The sequence below is a fragment of the Bacillus sp. VA13 genome (genome assembly GCF_055710085.1).
On the sequence record NZ_JBVQPP010000003.1, the window covers coordinates 262,765 to 284,485 of the forward strand.

The window sequence follows — 21,721 nt, forward strand, 5'->3', positions numbered from 1 at the left end:
TCGTGCCAGCCGCTTATGTGTCATGCTCTATTCACTTATAGGTGGCAAACGTATGACAAGCTTTCAGGCAAGCGATTGATTCATTTCTTCCTGCTGTCTTTGCATCTTTGCGATTGCCCGTTTGATGGTCGTTTGCACAGTCGATTTTTTCACACCGAGAAGATCAGCGATCCGTTCATAAGAAAAGCACTCTACCTTATGCAGCAAAAACATTTCTTTTTCTCTGTCCGTTAACAGGGATAACGCTTCTTGGATTCTCTCTCTGTCTTCTTCTGATACCTGCCCGTCCGGCTCAACCATCATTGTGCTGGAAAATGATTCGATGATTCTCGGGTCCTTGATCATCAGCCGCTGGTAGGCATCACGCCGGTCAATCGCCCGTCTGATGCCAGGCTGTCTTCCTTTTTCAAGCCATTCTGTTATATATTCAAGATCCGTGATGATATTTCTAATGATCTTTTTATCTTTCAGCTCCTCAGCTGAAAGCACGGATTCATCTGCTTCAGTGAGCGGTTTATATTGTGTTCTTGTTTGTTTTAGCGTGCGTTTATATTCAAATAGTAAGTCTTGCATTCTATGATCCTCCTCATTTTTGGCAATAAAAAACGGACACCAATCAACGCACAAATGCTGTGCAGTTGATCAGTGTCCGCAGGCTTTCCGTCTTGGACGTATTCTGTTTTCGCTTTAATTTAATTTGTAGCCGATTTCAAACTCCACGCGGGCAAGGTCTCCCTTTCTCGTTTCGACGAGCGTTTTTCCATGCTCCGGCGCTTCTGTGATCCATGCTTCTTGCTTGATGCCATCCACAATGATCACGCGGATTTTTCCCTCCTCCAGCTGGCTCTCCAGCGTGATAGAATCAATATGTAGCAGTTTTTTAGGATTGATCATGTTTCTTTTCCTCCCTTTCCGGTGCAGCGCTTGTTTTGGCTTTTTCTAATAGCTGAATAATGCGCTCCTTTGAATGAACAGAATTCCCTTTCAGAAAATCAAGAGCTGCTTTAGCCGCTTCCAGCAGTTCAGGTGCAGCCGCCATCAAGGCGGCATTGCTTTTTTGCGAATAAGAGCTGAGGTCAAATACAGCGGCGATCAGCCGGCCGTTTGAATATGGGAATCTTTCTTTTTCTTCTTCACTGTACGCTGAATAAATATAGATCGGTTTCGTATCCCCGCACGGGACAGCACGCCACGGCGCAGGGCTTTTCTCTGCTTGTTTTGTTTTTGCCAACACTTTCACTTCCCGTCATCCTTATACCATTGTTCAATGTTTTTTTCTGTTCGCTTTGCCCGAAACAGCAAAGCAATTAGAGCAGTCAGCTGTTTAATCATGGACATTCAGCCTCGCTTTTTCCGCTGTCAACATTTGCTCCAGCTTTCGAATGACCGGCGTTAAATCAGTGCCGGACCGGCAGTTCGGACATGGATGAAAAACGGCTCCAATTTCGGTATGCTCCACAATGACTTTCTTTGTTTGACAAAGCTTGCACATTATCTGACACCCTCCAATCTATGATTCAGCTCGTACGCTGCTCCTTTGATAATCACTAAATAGTCGCTGCACATTTCGTAGATTCTCGTGCCGAGCGCTTCATCGACCCGTACAAGTGTTTCAATCGTCAGCTCGCTTGAAAGCAAAATTGGTTTATGATTTAAGTAGCGGTAGTTAAGTACCGAATACATTTGCTCTAATTGCCAATCTGTGGCGCGCGGTTTGCCGTTAACCGGTTTAAACAGGTCATCTATGAACAGTACATCTGCTTGCTTCATCCGGCTCAGCTTCGCTTCCAAAAGGTCAAAGTCATTTTTCAGATCGGTAAAGCCTTCCACGAACGGAAAATAAATGACCGGCACATGGCGTGTTCTCATTAATTCATTGGCAACAGCAGTCAAAAGGTGCGTTTTCCCTGATCCGGGCTGTCCTAAAAGGGCAATGCTGTTTTTCCGGCTCTCCTTGATTTGTTCATAATCGGCCACATACTCTTTTGCGCATTCAAACGCGTCTTTTATGGCCTGCGGCTTTCCCTCCGTGCGGAATTCTCTGAAGCCCAGCTGTCTGAAGGCGTGGGTAATCTCGCTGGCACCGAGCAGCCGCTTCACTTTCCGTTCTGCCATGCAGCTGCACATTGTCCAGACTTCCAGGCCGTTCTGCCGGATGAGATAGCCTCCCTGATCCTTGCATCGCGGGCAATCATACCGGCTTGCGTCTGATTCGGCCGGTTTGTCCGCCAGTAATGGACGTCTCCCTCTTCGCAGCTCCTCTAAAATTTGCTCGATTGTTCGTTTTGTCATGTCTTTCCATCCTCTCATGTTGAATTGCGGCATTGTTTTTGGTCTGCTGCGCTAAAAATCGGTCTTCAATGAATTTTGAGCAGTAGCGAAAGGCCTTGATTGTTTCTGAAGCGGTGGTCCGCCGGTTTTCAAAGGCTTGAAAGCATTCCTCAAGCCATTTGATTGTTTGTGTTACAGGAACGCCAATGGCAACAATACGGGCGATGGCTTGATAATCTCTGGAGGAAGGATACACGGTGCGTCCTTCTTGAGCCGAACGTAATTGTGTAAACCGCTTCGCAATGTAATCCACTGCATCATCAGCAGCAGTATTTATATTTGTTTTATCTTTATCTGAGCGGACGTCTGTGTCCGGTGCCTGCGGCGAAAATGGCCGTTCCTTTATGCTCCGGTGTGCAGTTTTGTCCGATCTGAAACTGAATTTTTTGGAATGCTTTACAGAAATCATCAGTCCGTATGGCGCGCGGACAGCCTTTATGTACTCATGGGTTTCGAGAAGCTCCAGCCATCTTCTGACGGTTTTCTCACTCACCCCGAAAACAGCCGCCATTTCTCTCGCTTTTAACGGCTTATGGCCAAGTACGATTCCCCAGCATACGCCGTCTTTTTCAATTTCTTTTGTTGTTGCGCTGATGAACCAGAGAAACAGCCATAGCGCCGGACCGATTTTGTCATAATGTTCTGAATTCAATAACCCTGAATACGTAGGAAAAGGATAGCTTTTATCGGTTTTCATTGTACGCCGCTTCTCCTTTTAACATCATGTATGTTTGAAACTGTTCTCGCGTTTCAAAGTGGAACACCGGAAGGCCGCATGCCGTAAACGATATGGTGCCGCCGGCTTGTCCGAGATGGCGCTGATCTATGGGATTTTCACTAAAAACAATTTGGATTGGATACATGTGATCACTCTCCTGATCTGTTTTCGATACATTTCGTATCAACTGTTACCAAGTATAAACGATACAATCTGTATCATCAAGTTATTTTTGATACTTTTTTTATCATAACTTTATTTTGATACAGATTGTATCTATAATCATAAGTAACTTAGGGAGTTTAAAAAAGAGAGGTCATAGTATGATAGGCAGCAGATTGAAGAGTCTCAGAGGGAAAAGGACACAGGAAGAAATCGCATCTCACATCGGTGTGTCAAGGGCACGATATTCCCACTATGAAAACGGGCGAAGCGAACCTGATTACGACACACTCCAAAAGCTGGCTGATTACTTTCAAGTAACGACTGATTACTTATTAACAGGGAAAGACAAAAAATCCGATGAGGATATGTTCTCAGATCCGGACTTGCAGGTAGCATACCGTGATATGCAGGATTTTTCCCCAGAAAGCAAACAGCAAGCCATTGAATTTATCAACTATTTAAAAGAAAAAGAGAAAAATCGGAAACCAAAAAATAAATAAATATTACTCTGTTCTCTAAAACATATGAAAAATAGACCGATATAAAGAAAAAAGTGTTTATTTTTTTAAGAAAAGGGAAAGATTTCAACACACTTTCCAGTCCTATAAGGGCTTTTCTTTCTCGCCAAAAACAGAACACACGTTCGAAAGGGAGTATTCAATTGGGCGATTACCTATCACATCTGGAGGAATACGTAAAAAATTTATACAGTCGGCTGGGCATCACCTCCCCCCATCACATTGACATGCTGAAAATCGCAAAGGATCTGGATATTTGGGTTCATTTTGAGGATATGGGGAGCATGATGGTCAAATACGACGGCATGTATAGTATCGTATTGAATCAGAGAAAATCACGGGAAGAACAATGGGAAGATTTTGGCCATGAACTGTGCCACGTGTTAAAGCATGCAGGCAATCATTTTCAGATGAACAAGCTCTTCAGGGAACTGCAGGAATTTCAGGCGAATCAATTTATGTACCACTTCTGTGTGCCAACCTTTATGCTGTTGCAGATGGAACTGCCGCAATGGAGAAGCCAGGCGCTTGCCACAATCGCGGGGGTATTCCGGGTAACAAAGGAATTTGCTGAAAAAAGGCTTGAAATGTTTGAACGGCGTAAAGCAGGTATTCAATTTCAGAAGCGGCTCGCTTACTTATTATCACACAAGCGGCCAATTGTGTACGAGGAAGGCGATCAGCAGCACTTGCAGGTCGCTGAAGAAAAAGCGTTATATCATATCGGCAAATACAGCTGATCAAAAACGGGCTGGGAATATATATCCTCAGCCCGGCAGAAAAACTAGCATTTTGACATTGGGGGCATCGTATTATGCACCCACATTGGCGCCGGTTTAAGATGAGACGCAGGCCCGAATGCAATCGGGGCCGGAATATACCGGAATTCTCCCCGGCCGTCAAAGGCTTCGCCATGAGCCCATCTCCCCTGTGAGCTTTCATCTCCTCTGGAAAAGTTAAACAGATCATAGGCCACTTCCCGCTTTTCGAGCTCACGCGGGAATGTTGTTGGAACGACAATATCCCGTTCTCTTTCTTCCAGCTCTTTAATAGCCGCATACCACATATTTTGATGATAAGTATCCCTTGCAATCAAAAATGACAGCATATCCCTTACCCCTGGATCATCGGTCATCGCATACAGCCGAGTCACCTGAAGGCGTCCTTGAGATTCCGCATTTAAGTTTGCGCGAAAATCCGCCAGCAAATTCCCGCTTGAAATAATGTATTTGGCATTCCAAGGATAGCCCTCACTATCTGCTGGCATTGCACCCAAACCGGACACAATCGCATGCTGAGGATTCATTCCTGACATAACTGCTGCAATGGCGGGATTGCTTTTATAAGCATCCTCCTGTACATCGGCTGGTGCATTATCCAGAAGCCTGGAAATCATCGTCGCCAACATTTCTACGTGTGCAATCTCTTCAGTACCTACGTCACATAACAAATCTTTATATTTGGCGTCCGCCCTGCAGTTAAAGCCTTGGAACAAATATTGCATCATGACACTGATCTCACCGAATTGGCCGCCCAGTATTTCTTGAAGTTTTTTTGCATAGACAGGATCAGGACGTGCTGGCTTTGCTTGATATTGAAGCTCTTTTATATGATAAAACATATTCATTCCTCCCTACACTTTCGCACAACCCCAGCGTATGAAGGAATAGGCCGATCGTGCAGGTCCCGTTATATTTATTCATAAAAGCCAAGCTTAATGGCTTCCACATATCGATAAAACAGATCGTTTTGTGTGTAACTTTCATCACGGCAGCCAAAATTGCGGAATAACGCCTTTCGCTGTGCCGTGCTTACTTCCAATTGCAGTCCCATTTCCCTCTTCGTCCGATTGACAATATTTTTCGGATGGACACCTGCCAGCCGGTCTTTCTCACTCGTGAGCTCGGCGCTGAAGCCAGCTTCATTCAGCTGCTCACAAATGCGCTTGGCTTTTTTACGGTCCGCGCCTCCGACCAATGTATGCGGAGTTTTAGGATCATGATACCCATGAAATGCTAATGCGTAATGGTGGGCATTCACTTTTTCTAAAGCCAGCGGCTCGTCAAAACGAGTGCTTGTCAGGTGCAAGGAACGGTTGTTTCGCTGCTTCACACCTTCAAACAAATAAATGGAACATTGATCGGAAAATGCCCGCACCAGCTCACTGACGCCAGGCTCAATTCTGCCGCCGTGGGGACCGAGGACGATAAGCTCACTTTCGTTTTTCTCCTCATAAATAATCCGGTACTCCGATTCAGAAGCAGAAAGGGCTGCAAAGCTGTCATACATATCTTTCATTTTGAATGCTCTCCTTTACCAGTCAGCACCAGTTTACTCTACTCGCCTATGTATGAAAACCTTTTTTATAGTATGATTTGATAGAATACGTATTAGGAGGTATATCATGGGATTTATTGATGGATTACTTGGCAATGCGTCAACACTGTCAACGGCTGCGGTGAAAGAAGAGCTGGCTCATATTTTACTCGATGGTGAGGATGTCGATGCCGCGTTTAAATTGGTTCGCGATTTAATTGTCTTTACTGACAAGCGCCTTATTCTTGTAGATAAGCAGGGAATCACAGGAAAGAAAACGGAATTTCAATCGATTCCGTACAAAAGCATTTCTAGATTCAGCGTGGAGACTGCCGGCCGCTTTGATCTTGATTCAGAGTTGAAAATTTGGATCTCCGGCGCAGAACTTCCCGCTGTCTCAAAGCAGTTTAAAAAAGACGATAGCATTTATGATATTCAAAAGGCTCTTGCCGCAGTTTGTATGTAAGAAGAAAACGGAAGCTTGGCTGCTTCCGTTTGTTGATTACAGCTTTTCCTCTATTTTCGCTTTCGTTTTCGGACCGTAAATGCCATCTGCCGTTAATCCGCTGACAGACTGAAAACGTTTCACGGCATTTGCTGTTTTCGGGCCATAAACGCCGTCAATGCCGTGATTTTCCGCTCCTTTATCAGGGTAAAAATAAAGGGCAGCTAAAGCAGTCTGCACCTGCTTTACGTTTGTCCCTTTCGTTAGCGGGCTTGTCACTTTGATCACTCCCGATGGGAGCGGATAGGAAGACGCGGCATGGCTTTTAGAAGAAGTTGCCGCCTGAGACAGTTTAATCACCTGTCCGACTTTGATGTGATCAGGGTCGGTGATATGATTTATGCTTTGCAGCGTTTTCACACTGACACCATGTGATGCGGCAATCCCCGACAGTGTATCGCCTTTTTTCACATGGTATTCAGACGACGAAGAAGAGACTGAAGCCTTTTTCGCTGACACGGCTCCGTTTAACTCCTTCTCAATTGCCGCCTTCACTTGATCCCAGCGTCCCTCTGATAAAATACGGTGTGGGCAGTACTTTCCGCTCCAGTCCTGATGCTTTCTCACTCGGTCTATTCCCCAGCCGCGCTCTTTCAAAAGCTGAGCCACGAAAGAAATCGCCAAGGCTTCGGCGGCCTCATATTTTGGACCTCCCGATTTGCTGTAGCAAATCTCAACGCCGATTGATTTGCGGTTTCCTGTACCGTTAGTGCCGTCACCCGTGTGCCAGGCGTTTCGGTTTAGCGGCAGACCCTGAATCACCTCTTTATCATCCACCGCAAAGTGAAAGCTTGTTGAGCTGGTGTTCCCAATCATATAGCTGATTTCATTAGCCGCTGACGCATCATTTGCCGTGTTGTGAATGGTAATGTATTCAGCGGACATCGCATTGGGGCACTTCAGCGCGTATTTCGCTTCAGAAACCAAATTTTTCTTCACTTGAATGCTCACCTATCATCTCTCCTTTTTCTTTTTCATAAATAGGTGGCATTCGTAGGACGAAAAGCTCATACCATCCGGCGTCACCGGTATATGGATAATTGTGTTAAACTGAAGTTCAATAGGAGGGGTATGAGATGAATACGTACTTAATGCTGACAACGAGAACAGATCAATTCAATCAGGAGCATGTAGCCGGCCACTATGAATTTTTGGATCGCTTACAGGCAGAAAAGCGCTTAAAAATGTTCGGGCCATTCAGCGACGCCACAGGCGGAGCCTACGTCATCGAAGCAGGTTCGCTGGAAGAAGCGGCGGAAATCGGACATGCAGATCCTCTGGTGGCAAGCGCATCTTCTGAGCTGACCATAAAAGAATGGAAGTTAAAATAAAAAAGACCCCTGAGGGTCTTTTTTGTCATCATCATGTTTGATTGCGTGCCGCAATATGGAATGTTTTCCCCTCTGCGTCTGCTGTTTCTCCTGCATGGACCATTACCTGAGTAAAGCTAAACCCGATCGCAACGAGCAACAAACCTGACATCCATTTAGATTTCATATAAACAATCTCCTCTCTGGATTTGTTTTTGTGCGTGCACCATTTTCTCATAAAATGAAAGTGCTTTTTCGGGCTGTCCGTTTTCTATATAGAATTGGGCAGCATCATGCGCCAGCTCTTCAATATAAGGATACAGCATATGTTCTTCAAGAAATTGAAAGGTGTGTGAGACTGATTCTGTGTCAATGTTTTTTCCATATAACGCATGTAAAAATTGAAAAAGCTCCACAAATAATTCATCACTGTATTGACGGGCGATTTCCAATCCTTCACGATACTGTTTTTGCGCTTCGGCATCATTTTTTTGTTTATACAGAACCTGTGTTAAAGAGTAGATAGAATGCGGAAGATTATCGAACTTTTCCGACTTGCAAATAGAAACAGATTTCTCAAAGTATTCGGCTGCCTTTTGCAGTTCACCCATTTTCTCATAGCAGTTGCCGAGATTGTACAGGGCAGAACTGATCAGGCGGGGATTGCCTTCTTTCTTTGCAAGATCTAAAGCCAGTTCTAAGTGGGGCAATGCTCTTTCTGGATACTGCATATCATCATAATTTCCTGCAATAACGAATTCACATTGGATTCTGCGGACGGTGTACGTTTCATACATTTGGTACGTTTCTAATGCCTGAACGGCGTAGCTCATCGAAACATAGGTTTGCTTTAAATTGCAAAAAATCTCGGCCATCTTAAAAGCAAACTCGGCCTTCTCAATATCATCCGAGACGAGGGCAAGATTCTTTTCTGCCCGTTTATAATACATCATGGCACTGACAAACATTTTCTGCTTAAATTCATACATTCCTCGAAAAAAATTAAAGTAATACTCGAGAAGCCCTGTCAGCTTGTACTGATTCCCTTCAATGTCTTCTAACAATTCTGAAAACTCTAGCTGCGACGTGTCCTCTCCAAAAGGCTTAATGTAATCCAGCATGACACGATGTCTGAACTCCATTAAAGAATAATACAGCAGCAAGTCTTGGTCTTCTTCCATATCCTCGATTTCTCTTTCTACTTCGAGCTTGACCCGTTCGGCTTCAGCAACGTGGAACTGCCGGATATGGGTATACCATTCATTAATTTTAAGCCCGACATAAGAGGACGGAATCGTCTGCTTCATCTTCAATTAATCCCCCCTTTTGAGTTACCCGAGATATGTCATATTTTATCATATTTACAAGAAAAAGAAGAACGCAAAAAGACCGCAATTGTCGAATTTCGGCTAACCGCAACAAAAAAGCGCGGGTTTTTCAAAAACCCGTGCTTTCTTTTAGTGAAAACCGACTTTGTTTCTTTCCATCCAGCTTCCCTGCCGGCTTTTTCTTTGCTCTCCTGTCATGTCTTTCACCATGGTTTCAATATGATGATTCCCTTCTTGGTGCCATTGAAGCGCTGAAGATACATATAATTCTCCCAGCTGTGCAAAGGAAAAGCCTTCTGTAAGCTTTGCGGCGTTTTTTATTTCTTCTTCACTCAAAAAGATGTCAAAGCCTCTCATTTTCATATATTCCAGCCGCAGCTCTTCATCCGGAAGCCCGATTTCATAGGCACGGTCAAATCGTCCTGCACGATTCATCAAACCTGGATCGATCTCTTCGGGATAGTTTGTCGTGCCGATGAGAAATAGCCCCTCTTTTGATGTCGCGCCGTCCAGCGTATTGAGAAAAAAGGATCGCACATCTTCCGGCATCGAATCTATATCCTCGATGACGAGAACTGCAGGAGCGAGGCGTCTCGCTGCCTGAAAGACTTCTTCTATTGTCTCGCTCGACGTAAATTCAGTAATTTGCCAATAGGCAACAGGTGCATCGATACTGCCTGCGATCGACTTCACTAATGTCGTCTTTCCGTTTCCAGGAGGTCCATATAACAGAATGCCGCGCTTGTAAGGGATGTCATACGTTTGATAAAACGATTTATCACTATGAAAAAACTGATCAATTGATCTGTATATCTCTTTTTTCAATAGCGGATTCATGATTACCTGACTCCGCTGAACCTCTCTGACAATCGCTTCCTGCTCTCTTGAAGTTCCTCCATCTCCATCCGTAAAAACGGTCACTTTCCGCTTGCTTTTTTCCCAGAGACGCGGTCTGACTCCCTCCAGAAATGCACGCATCTTTTCATCGTTAACCGCAAACAGACAATCAAAACTCATGATGCTCCCATCTTGAAAATAAGGAATTCTGGCAAAAGCAACTCCCTTTTCAGGATACGCGTATACACTGTTTCTTATAGACTTATGGACGGTATAATCCGGTTCTTTTTCATCTTCATCGTAAGCAAAGGTTTTCTTTTCAAGCTTTTCAAATATATATGCCACATGCTCAGGCTCCAATGAACCGCTGCGGACATCTTCTACAAGAAGCTCCCAGTATTCCGTGTTCGGGTCATCACTGGCATAGAGCTCATAGAATATACCGTATTGATCATAAAGCGTTTCTTCAATCCGTGTGATAAGGTAACCGAAAGTGCCGTAGCCCGCTGCAGCTCTTTCATTCTCTTTTTCTTCGTACTGATAAATGAAAGGTATGTTTGTCATGTTTATACTCCATTTCATATTTTGTGAACGTTATATATACGATTGACATAGCATTTTGTTTCATCCCACAGCATATTACTTGTGAATTGATAACCGTTGGTATAGGATTTCATTGCACCATTCATTTTTACATATGGAGGAGATCATATTGAGCCAATCCAATCAAATTGTCAGCCATTTTTTATCCCATCGAAACGTGACCAATGAGCTTGCTGAAAAAATCAGCAAAGACCATTACGGCTACAAACCGGCTGAAACGTCAATGTCAGCGGAAGAGCTGGTCAAACACATTCTTACCTCTTTCCACTTGTTCGCAAATGTCATTAAAGAAGGCAATGCTTCACCATTTCAAAACAAGCAGGAAGAAACAGAAACAGATCTCAATGTTCTGGCAAAAAGTTATACAGAAAAAACGGCCGCTATCCTTGAACAGCTGACTGAAGAGCAACTGGACAGAGAAATTGATCTGACAGCCGCTTTCGGCAGAAAAGTCACAGGCAGCGCCCTGCTTCAGCTAGCAATGGAGCATGAAATTCATCATAAAGGCAACCTGTTCGTTTATGTGCGGGAAATGGGCCACACAGAGCTTCCTTTCTATCAGCAGCGCATGTAACGTAAACGAGAAAAAAGATACCTGTTTAGGGTATCTTTTTTTATGCCTCCGGCTCACTTCCAGATTTCGTCCAGACACTCATTATAGGTCAAATGAATAAAGATATTGAGCAAACCAAAATCCCAAGCAGATAACGTGCAAAAATTCAAAAAATTTAATTGATTAACGCGACCTAATCATATATAATCTGATAAAAATAGTCGGGTTTTCAGGAGGCCTTTATCATGAGTGTAAGCATCATATTGATGGGTTTGTTTGTCGGAGCCTTAGTCGGATTGACGGGAGTGGGCGGAGCGGCCTTATTAACTCCTCTTTTAATTGTGCTTGGAATTAATCCTTCCATCGCGGTCGGTACGGATCTTGTATATAACTCGATCACAAAGCTGTTTGGCGTTGCCTCCCATTGGCGGCAGAAAACAATTAACTTTAAATTAGTAAAATACTTAGCCATCGGCAGTATTCCGAGTGCGTCGCTAGCCATTGGCATACTGCATTTGTTCCCCGCCTTTCATCAGCATCAGGAAGAAATTATTAAGCACGCTCTTGGCTATGTGTTAACGCTAGTTGCCATTTCAATCATCGTTCGTTTGTTTTTGGATAGAAAGCTTCGCCCGAACCGCTGGCAGCTGATGCCGCTTGAAAATAAGCGGGCGCTGACGATTTTTATTGGTGTTGTGTTTGGATTTATTGTCGGATTAACATCCATCGGTTCCGGGTCATTATTTGCAATTGCCATGATCTACTTATTCAACATGAAAGCGTCACAGATTGTCGGAACAGATATCGCGCATGCTTTTCTTCTCGTTACGGCAGCAGGCATTTTGAACGCAAGCTTCGGAAGCGTGGATTACATGCTGGCAGCTAACCTACTGATCGGTTCGATTCCCGGCGTGCTTATCGGGAGCCATCTCTCGCCTCGATTCTCCCCGCGTCCGCTGCAATTTATTATGGCGTCCATCATTTTGGTCAGTGGCTTAAAATTGATCTAATGAAAAAGGCTATCCTCCGGAGGATAGCCTTTTTCATTATAACGTCACACCCGATTTAAAAATGGCAAGTTCTCTGAAATCATTTTTTTCATGGTTCACAAGCTGACCGCTGGCCACTTCAATCATATAGTGGATAAACTCCCGCAGCACAAATTCCTCATGCACATCATTCTCCGCTAAAAGACCTGCGTTAAAATCAATCCAATGCGGTTTCGCCTCGTACAGCTGAGTGTTTGTCGCTACCTTCACTGTCGGGACAAAGGTGCCGAACGGCGTGCCTCTCCCCGTTGTAAAGAGGACAATTTGGCAGCCCGCCGCCGCCAATGCGGAGGAAGCGATCAAATCATTGCCAGGCGCGCTCAAAAGCGTCAGCCCTTTTGTCTTGAGCACTTCGCCGTATTTCAAGACATCCGCGACAGGAGAAATCCCCGCTTTTTGCGTGCAGCCCAGCGATTTATCCTCAAGCGTAGAAATACCTCCTGCTTTATTGCCCGGTGAAGGATTTTCGTACACCGGCTGATCATGTTTTATAAAATATTGTTTGAAATCATTGATTAAATCGACAATTTTATGAAACACTTCTTCATTGGCAGCCCGCTGCATCAGGATGGTTTCCGCACCGAACATTTCCGGGACTTCCGTCAGCACCGTACTCCCTCCCTGTGCGATGATATAATCTGAAAAACGTCCAAGCAGCGGGTTTGCCGTTATACCGGAAAAACCGTCCGAACCTCCGCATTTCAGCCCGATTTTCAGTTCGGACAGCGGCATGTCTTCTCGCCTATCCCCTTTGGCCGCTTCATGAATCTCCTTCAGCAAAGCAACGCCTGCCTCCATTTCGTCGGTCACAGACTGGGATTCGAGAAACTTCACCCGATTCAGGTTCACGTCCTGCAGTGCTTCCTTCATTCCTGCCAGCTCATTGTTTTCACAGCCAAGCCCTAACACCAAGACACCGCCGGCATTTGGATGGCGAATGGCATTCAGCAGGATTTGCTTCGTATTTTCGTGGTCGTCGCCAAGCTGCGAGCATCCGTATTGGTGTTTTAACACGAGCACGTTATCGAATGGAGCGATATCCCCCGTTTCTCTGACAAAACGCTGGAGCATTTTTTCAGCTATCCCATTGACGCAGCCGACAGTTGGCACAATCCACAATTCATTGCGTACACCGGCAGCTCCGTTTTCTCTTTTAAATCCTTTAAACGTCCGGTTCTCATTTGAGTACGGATTTTCATCAAATCTCGGTGTATAGCTGTATGTTTGGATATCAGACAGGTTTGTTTTTGTATTATGGACATGAATATGCTCTCCGATGGATATATCTTGTGATGCATGCCCGATTGGAAACCCGTATTTGATGATGCTGTCGTTTTCTTTGATAGGCTGAAGCGCAATCTTGTGGCCTCTTTTTATATCATCCTTCACTTCAATCGACATGCCATCCGCATTCAGCCGCTCTCCCTTCTCAATATCCCGCAGAGCAAGAAGGACATTATCTTGTTTATGAATCTTTATAAATGACTTCATCGTACCTCTCCCCTTTGTGTGCAGCATTGTTCAAGAGCCCGCTGCATGCCCAGCTCATGAATATGATTCAAGTAATCAGCGACTCTCTCAGTCAGCCTCGGTATCTCGTTCAGATCTGCCCCCCACAGCCGCTCCTCGCCTAACACCCTTGAGGCGATACGAAGCATGTCTCGATTCTCCTGATGCCACACCTCTTTGAAAAATTGAAGAACAACCGGATCATCCTGCAATTTCTCGTTTCCCTGATAAAAATACAAAAGAGCACTGAAAGAAAACACCAAGCGTTCAGGAAGCTGTCCCTTCTGTTCAGCATATTCCTGAATGGTCGGCAGGTTTCTCGTTTTGAATTTGGAAACGGAGTTCAATGCAATGCTTTCTAGGTAATGCTTAATATACGGGTTTTTAAAACGATTAAGCACATCATCAGCATATTGAGAAAGCCCTTCCATTTTTAAAACAGGGAGAATGTCGTCACCGATCATCTCTCTAATAAACTGCCCCACTTCCGGATGCTCGACAGCATCCCGCACAGTTTTTAAACCGTATAATAAAGCAACTGGCGTCATTGCCGTATGAGCGCCATTTAAAATTCTCACTTTTTTAATCCTGTAAGGGGTCAGGTCGCTGACAATCTTTGTATGGAGCCCGGCAGCTGCAAAAGGCAGTTCTTCCCCAATCCAATCCGGCCCCTCGATAACCCATAAATAATACTGCTCTCCCACAACTATCAGTTCATCTTGATAGCCCAGATCTGCAGTAATCTCATCAATGCTGTCGACAGGAAAGCCCGGGACAATGCGGTCTACTAAACTATTACAAAACGTGTTGGCATCAAGAATCCACTGTGTAAACCCTTCTTCCAGCTTCCATAGATCTGCATAATGAAGAATCGTTTCCTTCAGCTTTTCGCCATTGTTCTCGATCAGCTCACATGGGATCAAGACACAGCCTTTAGTCTGATCTCCTTTAAAAGCTTGATAGCGAAAGTAGAGAAATGCCGTTAATTTCCCAGGGAATGTTTTTTGCGGCCTATCCTCTAAACGATCTTTTTCATCACATACGATACCGGCCTCAGTGGTGTTGGAAATGATAAACCGCAGCTCTTCACTTGAAGCCAATTCTTTGTAAGCTTCATAATCAGAAAACAGATCAATTCCGCGGCTGATTGAGTTGATAATCATATGCTCGTTTACCGCTTCTCCGTTTTTCATTCCCTGTAAAAAAAGCGTGTATAAACCATCTTGCTGATTTAACCTTTTGATTTTTTCTGACCCTCTTGGCTGCACAACTGCGACGCTCCCATTAAAATCAGTGTGTTGATTCAATTGATCAATCTGCCAATCGACAAATCCTCGAAGAAAGTTCCCTTCTCCGAATTGGAGAATTTTTTCCGGATACTGAGTATAGTGATCGTACACACTTTTATTTAGCTTCTGCATCTTCATTGCCTCCCTCTCTCATTTATGCACACGTTAACATTTTTCTGTATAAAGAATGCCCGCTGAAAACGGGCCATCACGTCGTCAATCGTCTGACTGAATCACGCACCATGAATTCTGTGTTTTCCAAGATTTTTTCTGCTTTTGTTTCCGGCTCGCTGATCAGCGTCAATAGTTTTTGCGCGCCAAGCACGCTGATTTTCTCTACTGGACGCTTCACTGTTGAAAGCCTTGGCGTAATGTATTGTGAAAATCCAATATCATCAAAACCGATCACTGAAATATCATCAGGAACGCGCAGGCCCTTTGCGAATATCGCATTCATCGCTCCGATTGCCATGTCATCATTCGAACAAAAGACAGCAGTTGGAGGATTCGGCAGTGCCAGCAGCCGCTCCATCGCTTGAAAGCCGCTTTCCATATCGTATTGCCCTTTGACACTGTATTCATGTTTGATCGGAATATGATGATGAATCAGTGCGGCTAAGTAGCCTTCCTTACGCTGCTGGGAGGATTTAAAGCCTTCGATTCCCTCGATGATGGCGATATCTTGATGTCCGTTCTTAATGAAGTATTCTACAGCTTCCTGAGAGCCTTCTTTGTCATTGGACAAAATATTCGTGATGTTGCGGTCATCAATATCGCGATTCAGTACCACAAGCGGGATGTTTTTTTCTCGAATATGATAAATAAAAGAATTATCAATGTCACTTTGGCTCATTAAAATGATGCCGTCATATCTCATCGGCGTAACGGAGTCATAGTTTTTCAGATCATCGATGCCGCGGACATAGAGATTGTAATCCTCACTTATGGCTTGATTTACGCCTTTGATTGTGTCAGCAAAGAAGCTGTGTGAAGTTCCGTTTGTGATGCTTGTAAAGAAAAGCCCGATCGTATGTGACTTTTGCATCGCCAGGCTTTTCGCGTTTACATTTGGTGTATAGTTGAGCTGTGCTGCGAGCTCTAGTATTTTTTTCTTCGTATGTTCTTTGATGTAAGGACTGTTGTTGAGTGCTCTGGAAACGGTTGTGTGGGATACGTTTGCGAGTTTTGCGATATCTTTTATGGTTACCATCTAATTCCCTTCCTTATCAGATCGGCTGCGATTAGTTACTGTATATTGTATCATCAAACATACCGCCTCTCCCACTATATTTCCAGATTAATAAGACACCGGATTCTCCGCTTCTGTTCCTGCTGGTTTGCCGATGATCGGACGGACAAAACGAATAACAGCTAGTGAAGCAAAGACAGCTAACCCTCCGGCAAGCAAAAATGCTCCTGAAAACGTGCCCGTTCGGTCAACAATAAAGCCGGTTAAAGCCGGGCCTATAATTCCTGCCGTGTTAGCAAGGAAATGCATGAATCCGCCTACAGAACCGACATTGTTTTGATCAACCACATCTTGAATGACAGCCCAATAGATAGCGCCTGTCAAATAGAGAAAGAACACTGATAAAGCGACAAGTGTGACAGCGCTCGCAGTAGTTGTCACAAGCCCGGCCAAACCAATCAGGACCGCTGAGGAAAACAAACATGAGACAAGCACAACCTTGCGCGAGAACAGCACACCTTTTCGGGCTGTTTTTTTGTACACATAGTCGGAAACAAATCCCCCCGCTGCAAGGCCGATAAAGCCTAAAATCCACGGAATGACCGTGATGACACTCATCGATTCAACACTTAGTCCCCGCTCTTCAACAAGGTAGCTCGGAAACCACGTCAAAAAGAAGAAGAGGATGTAGTTGTAAGCGAAAAAAGCAAACGCCGTAAACAGGACTGTTTTTTGCTTCAGGTAAAAGGTGAGCGGAATTTTTTCTCTAGGAGGCATTTCTGCTTTGATTGCCGGTGCATCCCCCATCGCTACTGGCGGCTTCTCTTTGACAAACTTGAACCAGAGCACTGCCCATATTAATCCAATAATCATAATGAGAACGAAGGATACCTTCCAGCTGAACGCGATTGCGATCATGCCGACGATCGGGCCGGAAATGGCTCCCCCGAGCGGCGTTCCGCTGTTGGTCACACCGACAACGGACGCCCGCTGGGTCGGCGGGAACCAGTTATTCACCATTTTGTTGATGGTCGCAGACAGCGGGCCTTCTCCCATTCCGAAGAGGATGCGTATAATCAGCAGGCTGACAAAACCAAAGGCGAGGGCGACTGCTCCGCTGAACAGCGACCAAACGACCATGGCGACAAACAAGGTCATCTTTGCCCCGTAGCGGTCAGATGCCACGCCCCCAAGAAAGTTAAAAATGGCATAACCAATCGAAAAACTGCTGAAAATCAAGCCCATTTGCGTGGCAGATAATGTGAGATCATCTTGAATAAAAGGAGCTGCAATGGAAAGTGCCGAGCGATCCAGGTAATTAATCACTCCTGCCAGGAACAAAAAAAGGATAACGGGAAGCTTATCTTTTGAGAACATCTCAACCTCACCCCTATGTTGGTTCAGCTTCTGTTGCGCTGCTTTCGTTACACGCCTGAATAAGCCATAAATCCTCCATCGACAGGAACGGTGATCCCGGTGACAAAACCGGAATAGGATTCATCCGCCAGCCAAAGAAGTGTGCCGAGCAGGTCCTCCGGTTTTCCAAAGCGCTTCATCGGTGTTCCCGCAATAATTTTGTTAGAACGTCCGGTTAAGGTTCCGTCTCGATTGATCAGCAGATCATGATTTTGTTTTGTCAGAAAAAAGCCTGGGGCAATCGCATTGACCCGCAGTCCGGTTTCAGCAAAATGAACAGCCATCCACATCGTAAAGTTATTGATCGATGCTTTGGCGGCACTGTATGCCGGAACCTTCGTCATAGGTGAATAAGCACTCATTGAAGATAGATTGATAATCGCCGGTGAATCAGCCTTCAGCAGCTCTTTTCCAAACACTTGAGAGGCCAGAAACGCACCGGTGAAGTTGGTAGAGAATACAGTTGAAAAGCCCCCCTCATCCAAATCAAAAAAGGATTGGCCTTCTCCTGCTTCTACATATGTCTCCACATCAGTTATCGCGTCAGGATGATTGCCGCCAGCCCCGTTAATTAACAGATCGACAGAGCCAAATCGGCCGAGGATGTCCTCCTTTGCCTGCACAAGTGACCTCCTGTCCAGCACATCCGCAGAAACAGAGCAAGCTGTGCCGCCAGCTGCTGTAATCTCCTTCACGACCGCTTGGCCTTTTTCAGCCGTCCGATTCAATATCGCCACCTTCATGCCATGGCGGGCAAGCTCCCGGGCCATCGCTGAACAAAGCACGCCGCTGCCACCAGTGATGACAGCCGTTTTACCAGCCAGGTTCTCATGCAGCGGGATCATACTTCCACCTCTTTTTTTGCCATTGCTTCATAGGCGTCCCACAGCCCGTTCAAATACATGATGCCAAGTGCCCGATCGTATAGGCCATATCCCGGGCGGCATTGCTCACCCCAAAGATGGCGCCCATGATCCGGTCTGACATATCCTTTGTAATCCTGCTTATGCAGTTCTTCCATCACGCCTTGAATGTTGATCGAACCGTCTTTCGTCAGATGAGATGTTTCAATAAAATCGCCATTCTCAAAAATTTTCACATTGCGAATATGTGAAAATGGAGCGATGCCGGCATACGTCTTAGCAATCTCCACCATGTCATTAGCGGGATTGGCTCCCATTGAACCTGTACAAAGAGTGATGCAATTAGACGGTGAATCCGATATCGCCCTTAGCCTCCTATAGCTTGCCTCCCCTGTGATAATACGCGGCAGCCCGAAGATCGGCCATGGCGGGTCATCCGGATGAAGGGCCATTTGAACACCGTGACTTTCTGCAACCGGAAGAATTTCCTGCAAAAAGAATGATAGATTGTCCCATAGCTGTTCTTCATCGACCGTTCTGTAGGCTGCAAACAGCTCTTTGATCCGAGCTAATTTTTCGGGCTCCCACCCCGGCAGTGTCATGTCAGATGCTTGCTCCACCGTCCGAATCAGCTCTTGGGGCTCAAGGCTCTCCACCTTGGCCTTTTCAAAAAACAGAGCGGTTGATCCATCTTCCAGTGGACGAAACATGTCCGTGCGTGTCCAATCAAAAACCGGCATAAAATTATAGCAGATCACTTTCACGCCAAATTCGGCAAGATTGCGGATGGTTTGTTTGTAGTTTTCAATATATCGGCTTCGTTCATCGTTTCCGAGTTTAATCGCTTCATGAACATTCACGCTTTCTACAACTTCAGTATGAAAACCATAGGATTGAATATATTCGGTCTCGGCTCTGATTTCTTCTTTTTCCCATACATCGCCGACAGGTTTTTGATGGAGAGCCCAGACGATGCCTTTGACTCCGGGGATTTGCTTCACGTATTCCAGTGTGACTGTATCGTTGCCTCGGCCATACCATCGAAATGTCATATTCATGTGTACACCTCCGGATTCAGTGGATTAATCAAACGTGATAACGGCTTTTCGCACCTGATCTGGATGCTCCTTGATAAACTGAAATGCATGATGGACGTCATCTACTGAAAATGTATGGGTCACCAGTCCGTTATGTGCTAACCGTCCTTTATTCAAAAGCTCTACCACCTTGGGAAACTGATTGGTCTGCAATCTCGATCCGGTTATCGTGACTTCTTTTTTTGTAATCGGCAGCTGAGAAATTTGTGCCGCTTTTTCATCAAATCCAAGCACCACCACATGTCCCGCGGGAGAAACGACCTCAACTGAAAGCTCAAAAGTCGCCGGCAGACAAACCGCATCAATGACCACATTGGCTCCTTCATTCCCAGTCCATTCCCGGACCCGCTCAGCAACATTTTCTGTTTGGGCATTCACGACAGCGTCGGCACCGTTTTCTTTCGCAAATGCCAGCCGCTCGTTATTCAAGTCAGTCATCATGACGGCAGCGCCCGCCAGCTTAGCCATTTTCAACACACAGATCCCGATGGGCCCCGCTCCCTGAATCAGAACGGTATCACCTTTTTCCACCTGGCCCCTCCACACTGCCTGGGCGCCTATCGTGTAAGGCTCGGCCATGACCGCTTCTTCCCAAGGCAAGTCCTTTGATACAACGTGAATCTGCCTTTCCGGAAGCACAACATATTCCCGCATGCCGCCATCCTCATGTACGCCAAACACAGAAAGCTTGGCACAAACATTCGGGCGCCCTTTCCGGCAGGCGTAACACGTTCCGCAATAAGAAATCGGCTCAATCACAACGTGGTCACCGGTTTTAAGGCTCTGTACATTCGCCCCAACTTCCTCTACTTGTCCCGTTACCTCGTGTCCGATGACTCTCGGGAGGGTGGCGAGCGGATTCGTGCCATGATAAATGTGCATGTCTGAGCCGCAAATCCCGACTCGCTTGACTTTCACGAGCACTTCATCATCCTTTGAAAGAACCGGCTTCTTCATCTCCACAGTCACCAGATCATACGCTTTTCGCACTTGAACCGCTTTCATTTTTCTCACCTGCTTTTTAAGAATTCATACACACTTCGAGCAATTGATATTCCGTGTTCCTTATTTCTTTCTTCATGCAGCTGCTCGATCTCGCCGGGCACATACACTCTCTCGACTCCAGCAGCCGGCGGTGACTGCTGCAGTTCATCGAGCATGGCATCCATCTGCTCTAAAAACGTATCCCTGTCGGTAAAAAAGGACGGATTGATCGCGCAAACGTAATGTCCCAGCTTTCTTTTTTGATCAAGGCCGCTGTACATTTTGGCGATATGAGGGCCAAAAGCCGCGCCCGCCAGCAATCCGGAAAACACATCTACCACAATAGATAGTCCATAGCCTTTCGGGCCGCCGAAGGTTGAAAGTGAGACGACCTTGTAAGGATCGGTTACTGCTTCTCCGTTTTCATCAACCCCCCATCCCTCAGGAATGTCTTTGCCCTCTTCACGGGCCTGCAAAATCTTCCCAAAGGCCACTTTGGATGTCGCCATATCTAAGATAAACGGTTTCTTATGCTTAGCCGGAACACCGTAAGCAATCGGATTTGTCCCTAAAAAAGGAGACCTCCCCCCAAATGGAACAACGATACTGTCCGTATGTGTCATTGCCATTCCGATCAGCTTTTCTTCAGCTGCTTTTTGCACAAAATAGCTTAGCGCTCCGCAATGGCTGCTGTTTACGGCCGTGACCATGCCGACTCCGTTTTTCTTCGCCATATCAATTGCACGGTCCATCGCCATATCACAAATTACATGGCCGAAACCATCATCTCCGTCAAGTACGCCGGTCACAGGCCCCGTTTCTTTAAAAACAGGATGTGCTTCGGGATTGATCCCTCCCGCCCTTAGCCTGTTCACATAATGTTCTGTTCGCAGCACACCATGCGAATGTACGCTGCGTAAATCGGCGTGCACGAGGACATCTGCTACTTTTTCAGCATCTCGTTCATTCAAATGGGCACCGATCAGCTTGACCCGAACGAGTTCCTTTGCTTCTTCAGCCAGTATCGTTACCGTTTTCAATAAAGTGCCTCCTTTCTTTCTTTTCAGTTCTTCGGGCACCCCTAAGCGAAAACCCTTACAAACACATCATATTTACAAATTATTTTAAATATTCTATATAT

The 21,721-nt window shown here is 45.5% G+C and carries 27 protein-coding genes; 6 read left to right on the top strand and 21 right to left on the bottom strand.

Annotation, left to right across the window (positions count from 1 at the left end):
• Nucleotides 1-63: 63 nt before the first annotated feature.
• From AC0C66_RS13250 to AC0C66_RS13280, 7 genes are all read right to left on the bottom strand, one after another.
• A complete protein-coding gene (locus AC0C66_RS13250; protein WP_072182448.1) occupies nt 64-573 on the bottom strand; it encodes a sigma-70 family RNA polymerase sigma factor in 510 nt (169 codons plus the stop codon).
• Nucleotides 574-687: 114 nt separating this feature from the next.
• On the bottom strand, nt 688-894 hold the full coding sequence (xtrA, locus tag AC0C66_RS13255) for a phage-like element PBSX protein XtrA (protein ID WP_064813284.1): 207 nt from the start codon (nt 892-894) through the stop codon (nt 688-690).
• A complete protein-coding gene (locus AC0C66_RS13260; protein ID WP_072182447.1) occupies nt 881-1,240 on the bottom strand; it encodes a phage portal protein in 360 nt (119 codons plus the stop codon). Before AC0C66_RS13260 ends, xtrA begins: the two co-directional genes overlap by 14 nt.
• Before the next feature lie 84 nt (nt 1,241-1,324).
• Nucleotides 1,325-1,492, bottom strand: a complete 168-nt coding sequence (locus AC0C66_RS13265; RefSeq protein ID WP_014113468.1) for a hypothetical protein — start codon at nt 1,490-1,492, stop codon at nt 1,325-1,327.
• A complete protein-coding gene (locus AC0C66_RS13270; RefSeq protein WP_072182446.1) occupies nt 1,492-2,292 on the bottom strand; it encodes an ATP-binding protein in 801 nt (266 codons plus the stop codon). The genes AC0C66_RS13265 and AC0C66_RS13270 overlap by 1 nt, the downstream gene beginning before the upstream one ends.
• A complete protein-coding gene (locus AC0C66_RS13275; RefSeq protein WP_072182445.1) occupies nt 2,192-3,028 on the bottom strand; it encodes a phage portal protein in 837 nt (278 codons plus the stop codon). The genes AC0C66_RS13270 and AC0C66_RS13275 overlap by 101 nt, the downstream gene beginning before the upstream one ends.
• Nucleotides 3,015-3,194: a hypothetical protein gene (locus AC0C66_RS13280; RefSeq protein ID WP_061187276.1), complete on the bottom strand. Its 180-nt coding sequence runs from the start codon at nt 3,192-3,194 to the stop codon at nt 3,015-3,017. The genes AC0C66_RS13275 and AC0C66_RS13280 overlap by 14 nt, the downstream gene beginning before the upstream one ends.
• 178 nt (nt 3,195-3,372) lie before the next feature.
• Here AC0C66_RS13280 and xre point away from each other — a divergent pair, with 178 nt between their 5' ends.
• Both xre and AC0C66_RS13290 read left to right on the top strand, forming a co-directional pair.
• Nucleotides 3,373-3,714, top strand: coding sequence for an HTH-type transcriptional regulator Xre (gene xre / locus AC0C66_RS13285; RefSeq protein WP_072182444.1), 342 nt, complete (start codon nt 3,373-3,375; stop codon nt 3,712-3,714).
• A 161-nt stretch (nt 3,715-3,875) separates the two neighbouring features.
• Nucleotides 3,876-4,472 carry an ImmA/IrrE family metallo-endopeptidase gene (locus AC0C66_RS13290; protein WP_014113465.1) on the top strand — a complete coding sequence of 199 codons (597 nt, stop codon included), beginning with the start codon at nt 3,876-3,878 and terminating at the stop codon, nt 4,470-4,472.
• 44 nt (nt 4,473-4,516) lie between these two features.
• Here the strand turns inward: AC0C66_RS13290 and AC0C66_RS13295 are convergent, their stop codons facing one another.
• Nucleotides 4,517-5,353: a manganese catalase gene (locus AC0C66_RS13295; RefSeq protein WP_072182443.1), complete on the bottom strand. Its 837-nt coding sequence runs from the start codon at nt 5,351-5,353 to the stop codon at nt 4,517-4,519.
• A 74-nt stretch (nt 5,354-5,427) separates the two neighbouring features.
• Nucleotides 5,428-6,030 (bottom strand): poly-gamma-glutamate hydrolase family protein, encoded by a 603-nt coding sequence (locus tag AC0C66_RS13300; protein ID WP_072566136.1) that lies wholly within the window; start codon nt 6,028-6,030, stop codon nt 5,428-5,430.
• Between the two features lie 106 nt (nt 6,031-6,136).
• On the opposite strand from AC0C66_RS13300, the gene AC0C66_RS13305 reads away from it, so the two are divergent.
• Entirely contained in the window at nt 6,137-6,514 is a 378-nt protein-coding gene (locus AC0C66_RS13305; protein WP_079288551.1) for a PH domain-containing protein, read from the top strand.
• Between the two features lie 36 nt (nt 6,515-6,550).
• Here the strand turns inward: AC0C66_RS13305 and AC0C66_RS13310 are convergent, their stop codons facing one another.
• Nucleotides 6,551-7,504: an N-acetylmuramoyl-L-alanine amidase gene (locus AC0C66_RS13310; RefSeq protein ID WP_088679485.1), complete on the bottom strand. Its 954-nt coding sequence runs from the start codon at nt 7,502-7,504 to the stop codon at nt 6,551-6,553.
• Nucleotides 7,505-7,629: 125 nt separating this feature from the next.
• Here AC0C66_RS13310 and AC0C66_RS13315 point away from each other — a divergent pair, with 125 nt between their 5' ends.
• Nucleotides 7,630-7,884 carry a YciI family protein gene (locus AC0C66_RS13315; protein ID WP_087987210.1) on the top strand — a complete coding sequence of 85 codons (255 nt, stop codon included), beginning with the start codon at nt 7,630-7,632 and terminating at the stop codon, nt 7,882-7,884.
• Between the two features lie 31 nt (nt 7,885-7,915).
• Here AC0C66_RS13315 and phrA read toward each other — a convergent pair whose 3' ends face one another.
• The 3 genes from phrA to yjoB all read right to left on the bottom strand — a co-directional run bounded on the left by phrA (nt 7,916) and on the right by yjoB (nt 10,592).
• On the bottom strand, nt 7,916-8,050 hold the full coding sequence (phrA, locus tag AC0C66_RS13320) for a phosphatase RapA inhibitor PhrA (protein WP_014113458.1): 135 nt from the start codon (nt 8,048-8,050) through the stop codon (nt 7,916-7,918).
• On the bottom strand, nt 8,040-9,176 hold the full coding sequence (rapA, locus tag AC0C66_RS13325; RefSeq protein ID WP_472973600.1) for a response regulator aspartate phosphatase RapA: 1,137 nt from the start codon (nt 9,174-9,176) through the stop codon (nt 8,040-8,042). The genes phrA and rapA overlap by 11 nt, the downstream gene beginning before the upstream one ends.
• Nucleotides 9,177-9,320: 144 nt before the next feature.
• Nucleotides 9,321-10,592: an ATPase YjoB gene (yjoB, locus tag AC0C66_RS13330; protein ID WP_072182441.1), complete on the bottom strand. Its 1,272-nt coding sequence runs from the start codon at nt 10,590-10,592 to the stop codon at nt 9,321-9,323.
• Between the two features lie 148 nt (nt 10,593-10,740).
• Between yjoB and AC0C66_RS13335 the strand changes: the two genes are divergently transcribed.
• The gene (locus AC0C66_RS13335; RefSeq protein ID WP_072182440.1) at nt 10,741-11,205 is read left to right on the top strand and encodes a DinB family protein; all 465 of its coding nucleotides are present in this window, start codon (nt 10,741-10,743) and stop codon (nt 11,203-11,205) included.
• Nucleotides 11,206-11,429: 224 nt separating this feature from the next.
• Entirely contained in the window at nt 11,430-12,194 is a 765-nt protein-coding gene (locus AC0C66_RS13340) for a sulfite exporter TauE/SafE family protein (protein ID WP_014113455.1), read from the top strand.
• A 36-nt stretch (nt 12,195-12,230) separates the two neighbouring features.
• On the opposite strand, the gene AC0C66_RS13345 is transcribed toward AC0C66_RS13340, so the two are convergent.
• From AC0C66_RS13345 to allD, 8 genes are all read right to left on the bottom strand, one after another.
• A complete protein-coding gene (locus tag AC0C66_RS13345) occupies nt 12,231-13,724 on the bottom strand; it encodes a UxaA family hydrolase (protein WP_072182439.1) in 1,494 nt (497 codons plus the stop codon).
• A complete protein-coding gene (locus AC0C66_RS13350) occupies nt 13,721-15,163 on the bottom strand; it encodes a tagaturonate reductase (protein ID WP_088679486.1) in 1,443 nt (480 codons plus the stop codon). Before AC0C66_RS13350 ends, AC0C66_RS13345 begins: the two co-directional genes overlap by 4 nt.
• A 76-nt stretch (nt 15,164-15,239) precedes the next feature.
• Nucleotides 15,240-16,241, bottom strand: a complete 1,002-nt coding sequence (locus AC0C66_RS13355) for a LacI family DNA-binding transcriptional regulator (protein WP_072182437.1) — start codon at nt 16,239-16,241, stop codon at nt 15,240-15,242.
• Between the two features lie 87 nt (nt 16,242-16,328).
• On the bottom strand, nt 16,329-17,597 hold the full coding sequence (locus AC0C66_RS13360; protein WP_014113451.1) for an MFS transporter: 1,269 nt from the start codon (nt 17,595-17,597) through the stop codon (nt 16,329-16,331).
• Between the two features lie 47 nt (nt 17,598-17,644).
• The gene (locus AC0C66_RS13365) at nt 17,645-18,481 is read right to left on the bottom strand and encodes an SDR family oxidoreductase (protein ID WP_072182436.1); all 837 of its coding nucleotides are present in this window, start codon (nt 18,479-18,481) and stop codon (nt 17,645-17,647) included.
• Nucleotides 18,478-19,557: a mannonate dehydratase gene (uxuA, locus tag AC0C66_RS13370; RefSeq protein ID WP_072182435.1), complete on the bottom strand. Its 1,080-nt coding sequence runs from the start codon at nt 19,555-19,557 to the stop codon at nt 18,478-18,480. The genes AC0C66_RS13365 and uxuA overlap by 4 nt, the downstream gene beginning before the upstream one ends.
• A 24-nt stretch (nt 19,558-19,581) precedes the next feature.
• Complete coding sequence (locus AC0C66_RS13375) at nt 19,582-20,601, bottom strand: zinc-binding alcohol dehydrogenase family protein (protein WP_072182434.1); 1,020 nt, start codon at nt 20,599-20,601, stop codon at nt 19,582-19,584.
• A gap of 5 nt (nt 20,602-20,606) precedes the next feature.
• Nucleotides 20,607-21,620 (bottom strand): ureidoglycolate dehydrogenase, encoded by a 1,014-nt coding sequence (gene allD / locus AC0C66_RS13380; RefSeq protein WP_461845707.1) that lies wholly within the window; start codon nt 21,618-21,620, stop codon nt 20,607-20,609.
• Nucleotides 21,621-21,721 lie beyond the last annotated feature (101 nt).

Coding starts and splice junctions, on each gene's coding strand:
- AC0C66_RS13350 (WP_088679486.1), bottom strand. CDS start 15,163: ATGCAGAAGCTAAATAAAAGTGTGTACGATCACTATACTCAGTATCCG.
- AC0C66_RS13365 (WP_072182436.1), bottom strand. CDS start 18,481: ATGATCCCGCTGCATGAGAACCTGGCTGGTAAAACGGCTGTCATCACT.
- phrA (WP_014113458.1), bottom strand. CDS start 8,050: ATGAAATCTAAATGGATGTCAGGTTTGTTGCTCGTTGCGATCGGGTTT.
- AC0C66_RS13270 (WP_072182446.1), bottom strand. CDS start 2,292: ATGACAAAACGAACAATCGAGCAAATTTTAGAGGAGCTGCGAAGAGGG.
- AC0C66_RS13315 (WP_087987210.1), top strand. CDS start 7,630: ATGAATACGTACTTAATGCTGACAACGAGAACAGATCAATTCAATCAG.
- AC0C66_RS13295 (WP_072182443.1), bottom strand. CDS start 5,353: ATGTTTTATCATATAAAAGAGCTTCAATATCAAGCAAAGCCAGCACGT.
- yjoB (WP_072182441.1), bottom strand. CDS start 10,592: ATGACAAACATACCTTTCATTTATCAGTACGAAGAAAAAGAGAATGAA.
- xtrA (WP_064813284.1), bottom strand. CDS start 894: ATGATCAATCCTAAAAAACTGCTACATATTGATTCTATCACGCTGGAG.
- AC0C66_RS13375 (WP_072182434.1), bottom strand. CDS start 20,601: ATGAAAGCGGTTCAAGTGCGAAAAGCGTATGATCTGGTGACTGTGGAG.
- xre (WP_072182444.1), top strand. CDS start 3,373: ATGATAGGCAGCAGATTGAAGAGTCTCAGAGGGAAAAGGACACAGGAA.
- AC0C66_RS13265 (WP_014113468.1), bottom strand. CDS start 1,492: ATGTGCAAGCTTTGTCAAACAAAGAAAGTCATTGTGGAGCATACCGAA.
- AC0C66_RS13275 (WP_072182445.1), bottom strand. CDS start 3,028: ATGAAAACCGATAAAAGCTATCCTTTTCCTACGTATTCAGGGTTATTG.
- AC0C66_RS13360 (WP_014113451.1), bottom strand. CDS start 17,597: ATGTTCTCAAAAGATAAGCTTCCCGTTATCCTTTTTTTGTTCCTGGCA.
- AC0C66_RS13250 (WP_072182448.1), bottom strand. CDS start 573: ATGCAAGACTTACTATTTGAATATAAACGCACGCTAAAACAAACAAGA.
- AC0C66_RS13280 (WP_061187276.1), bottom strand. CDS start 3,194: ATGTATCCAATCCAAATTGTTTTTAGTGAAAATCCCATAGATCAGCGC.
- uxuA (WP_072182435.1), bottom strand. CDS start 19,557: ATGAATATGACATTTCGATGGTATGGCCGAGGCAACGATACAGTCACA.
- AC0C66_RS13345 (WP_072182439.1), bottom strand. CDS start 13,724: ATGAAGTCATTTATAAAGATTCATAAACAAGATAATGTCCTTCTTGCT.
- AC0C66_RS13355 (WP_072182437.1), bottom strand. CDS start 16,241: ATGGTAACCATAAAAGATATCGCAAAACTCGCAAACGTATCCCACACA.
- AC0C66_RS13305 (WP_079288551.1), top strand. CDS start 6,137: ATGGGATTTATTGATGGATTACTTGGCAATGCGTCAACACTGTCAACG.
- AC0C66_RS13340 (WP_014113455.1), top strand. CDS start 11,430: ATGAGTGTAAGCATCATATTGATGGGTTTGTTTGTCGGAGCCTTAGTC.
- AC0C66_RS13300 (WP_072566136.1), bottom strand. CDS start 6,030: ATGAAAGATATGTATGACAGCTTTGCAGCCCTTTCTGCTTCTGAATCG.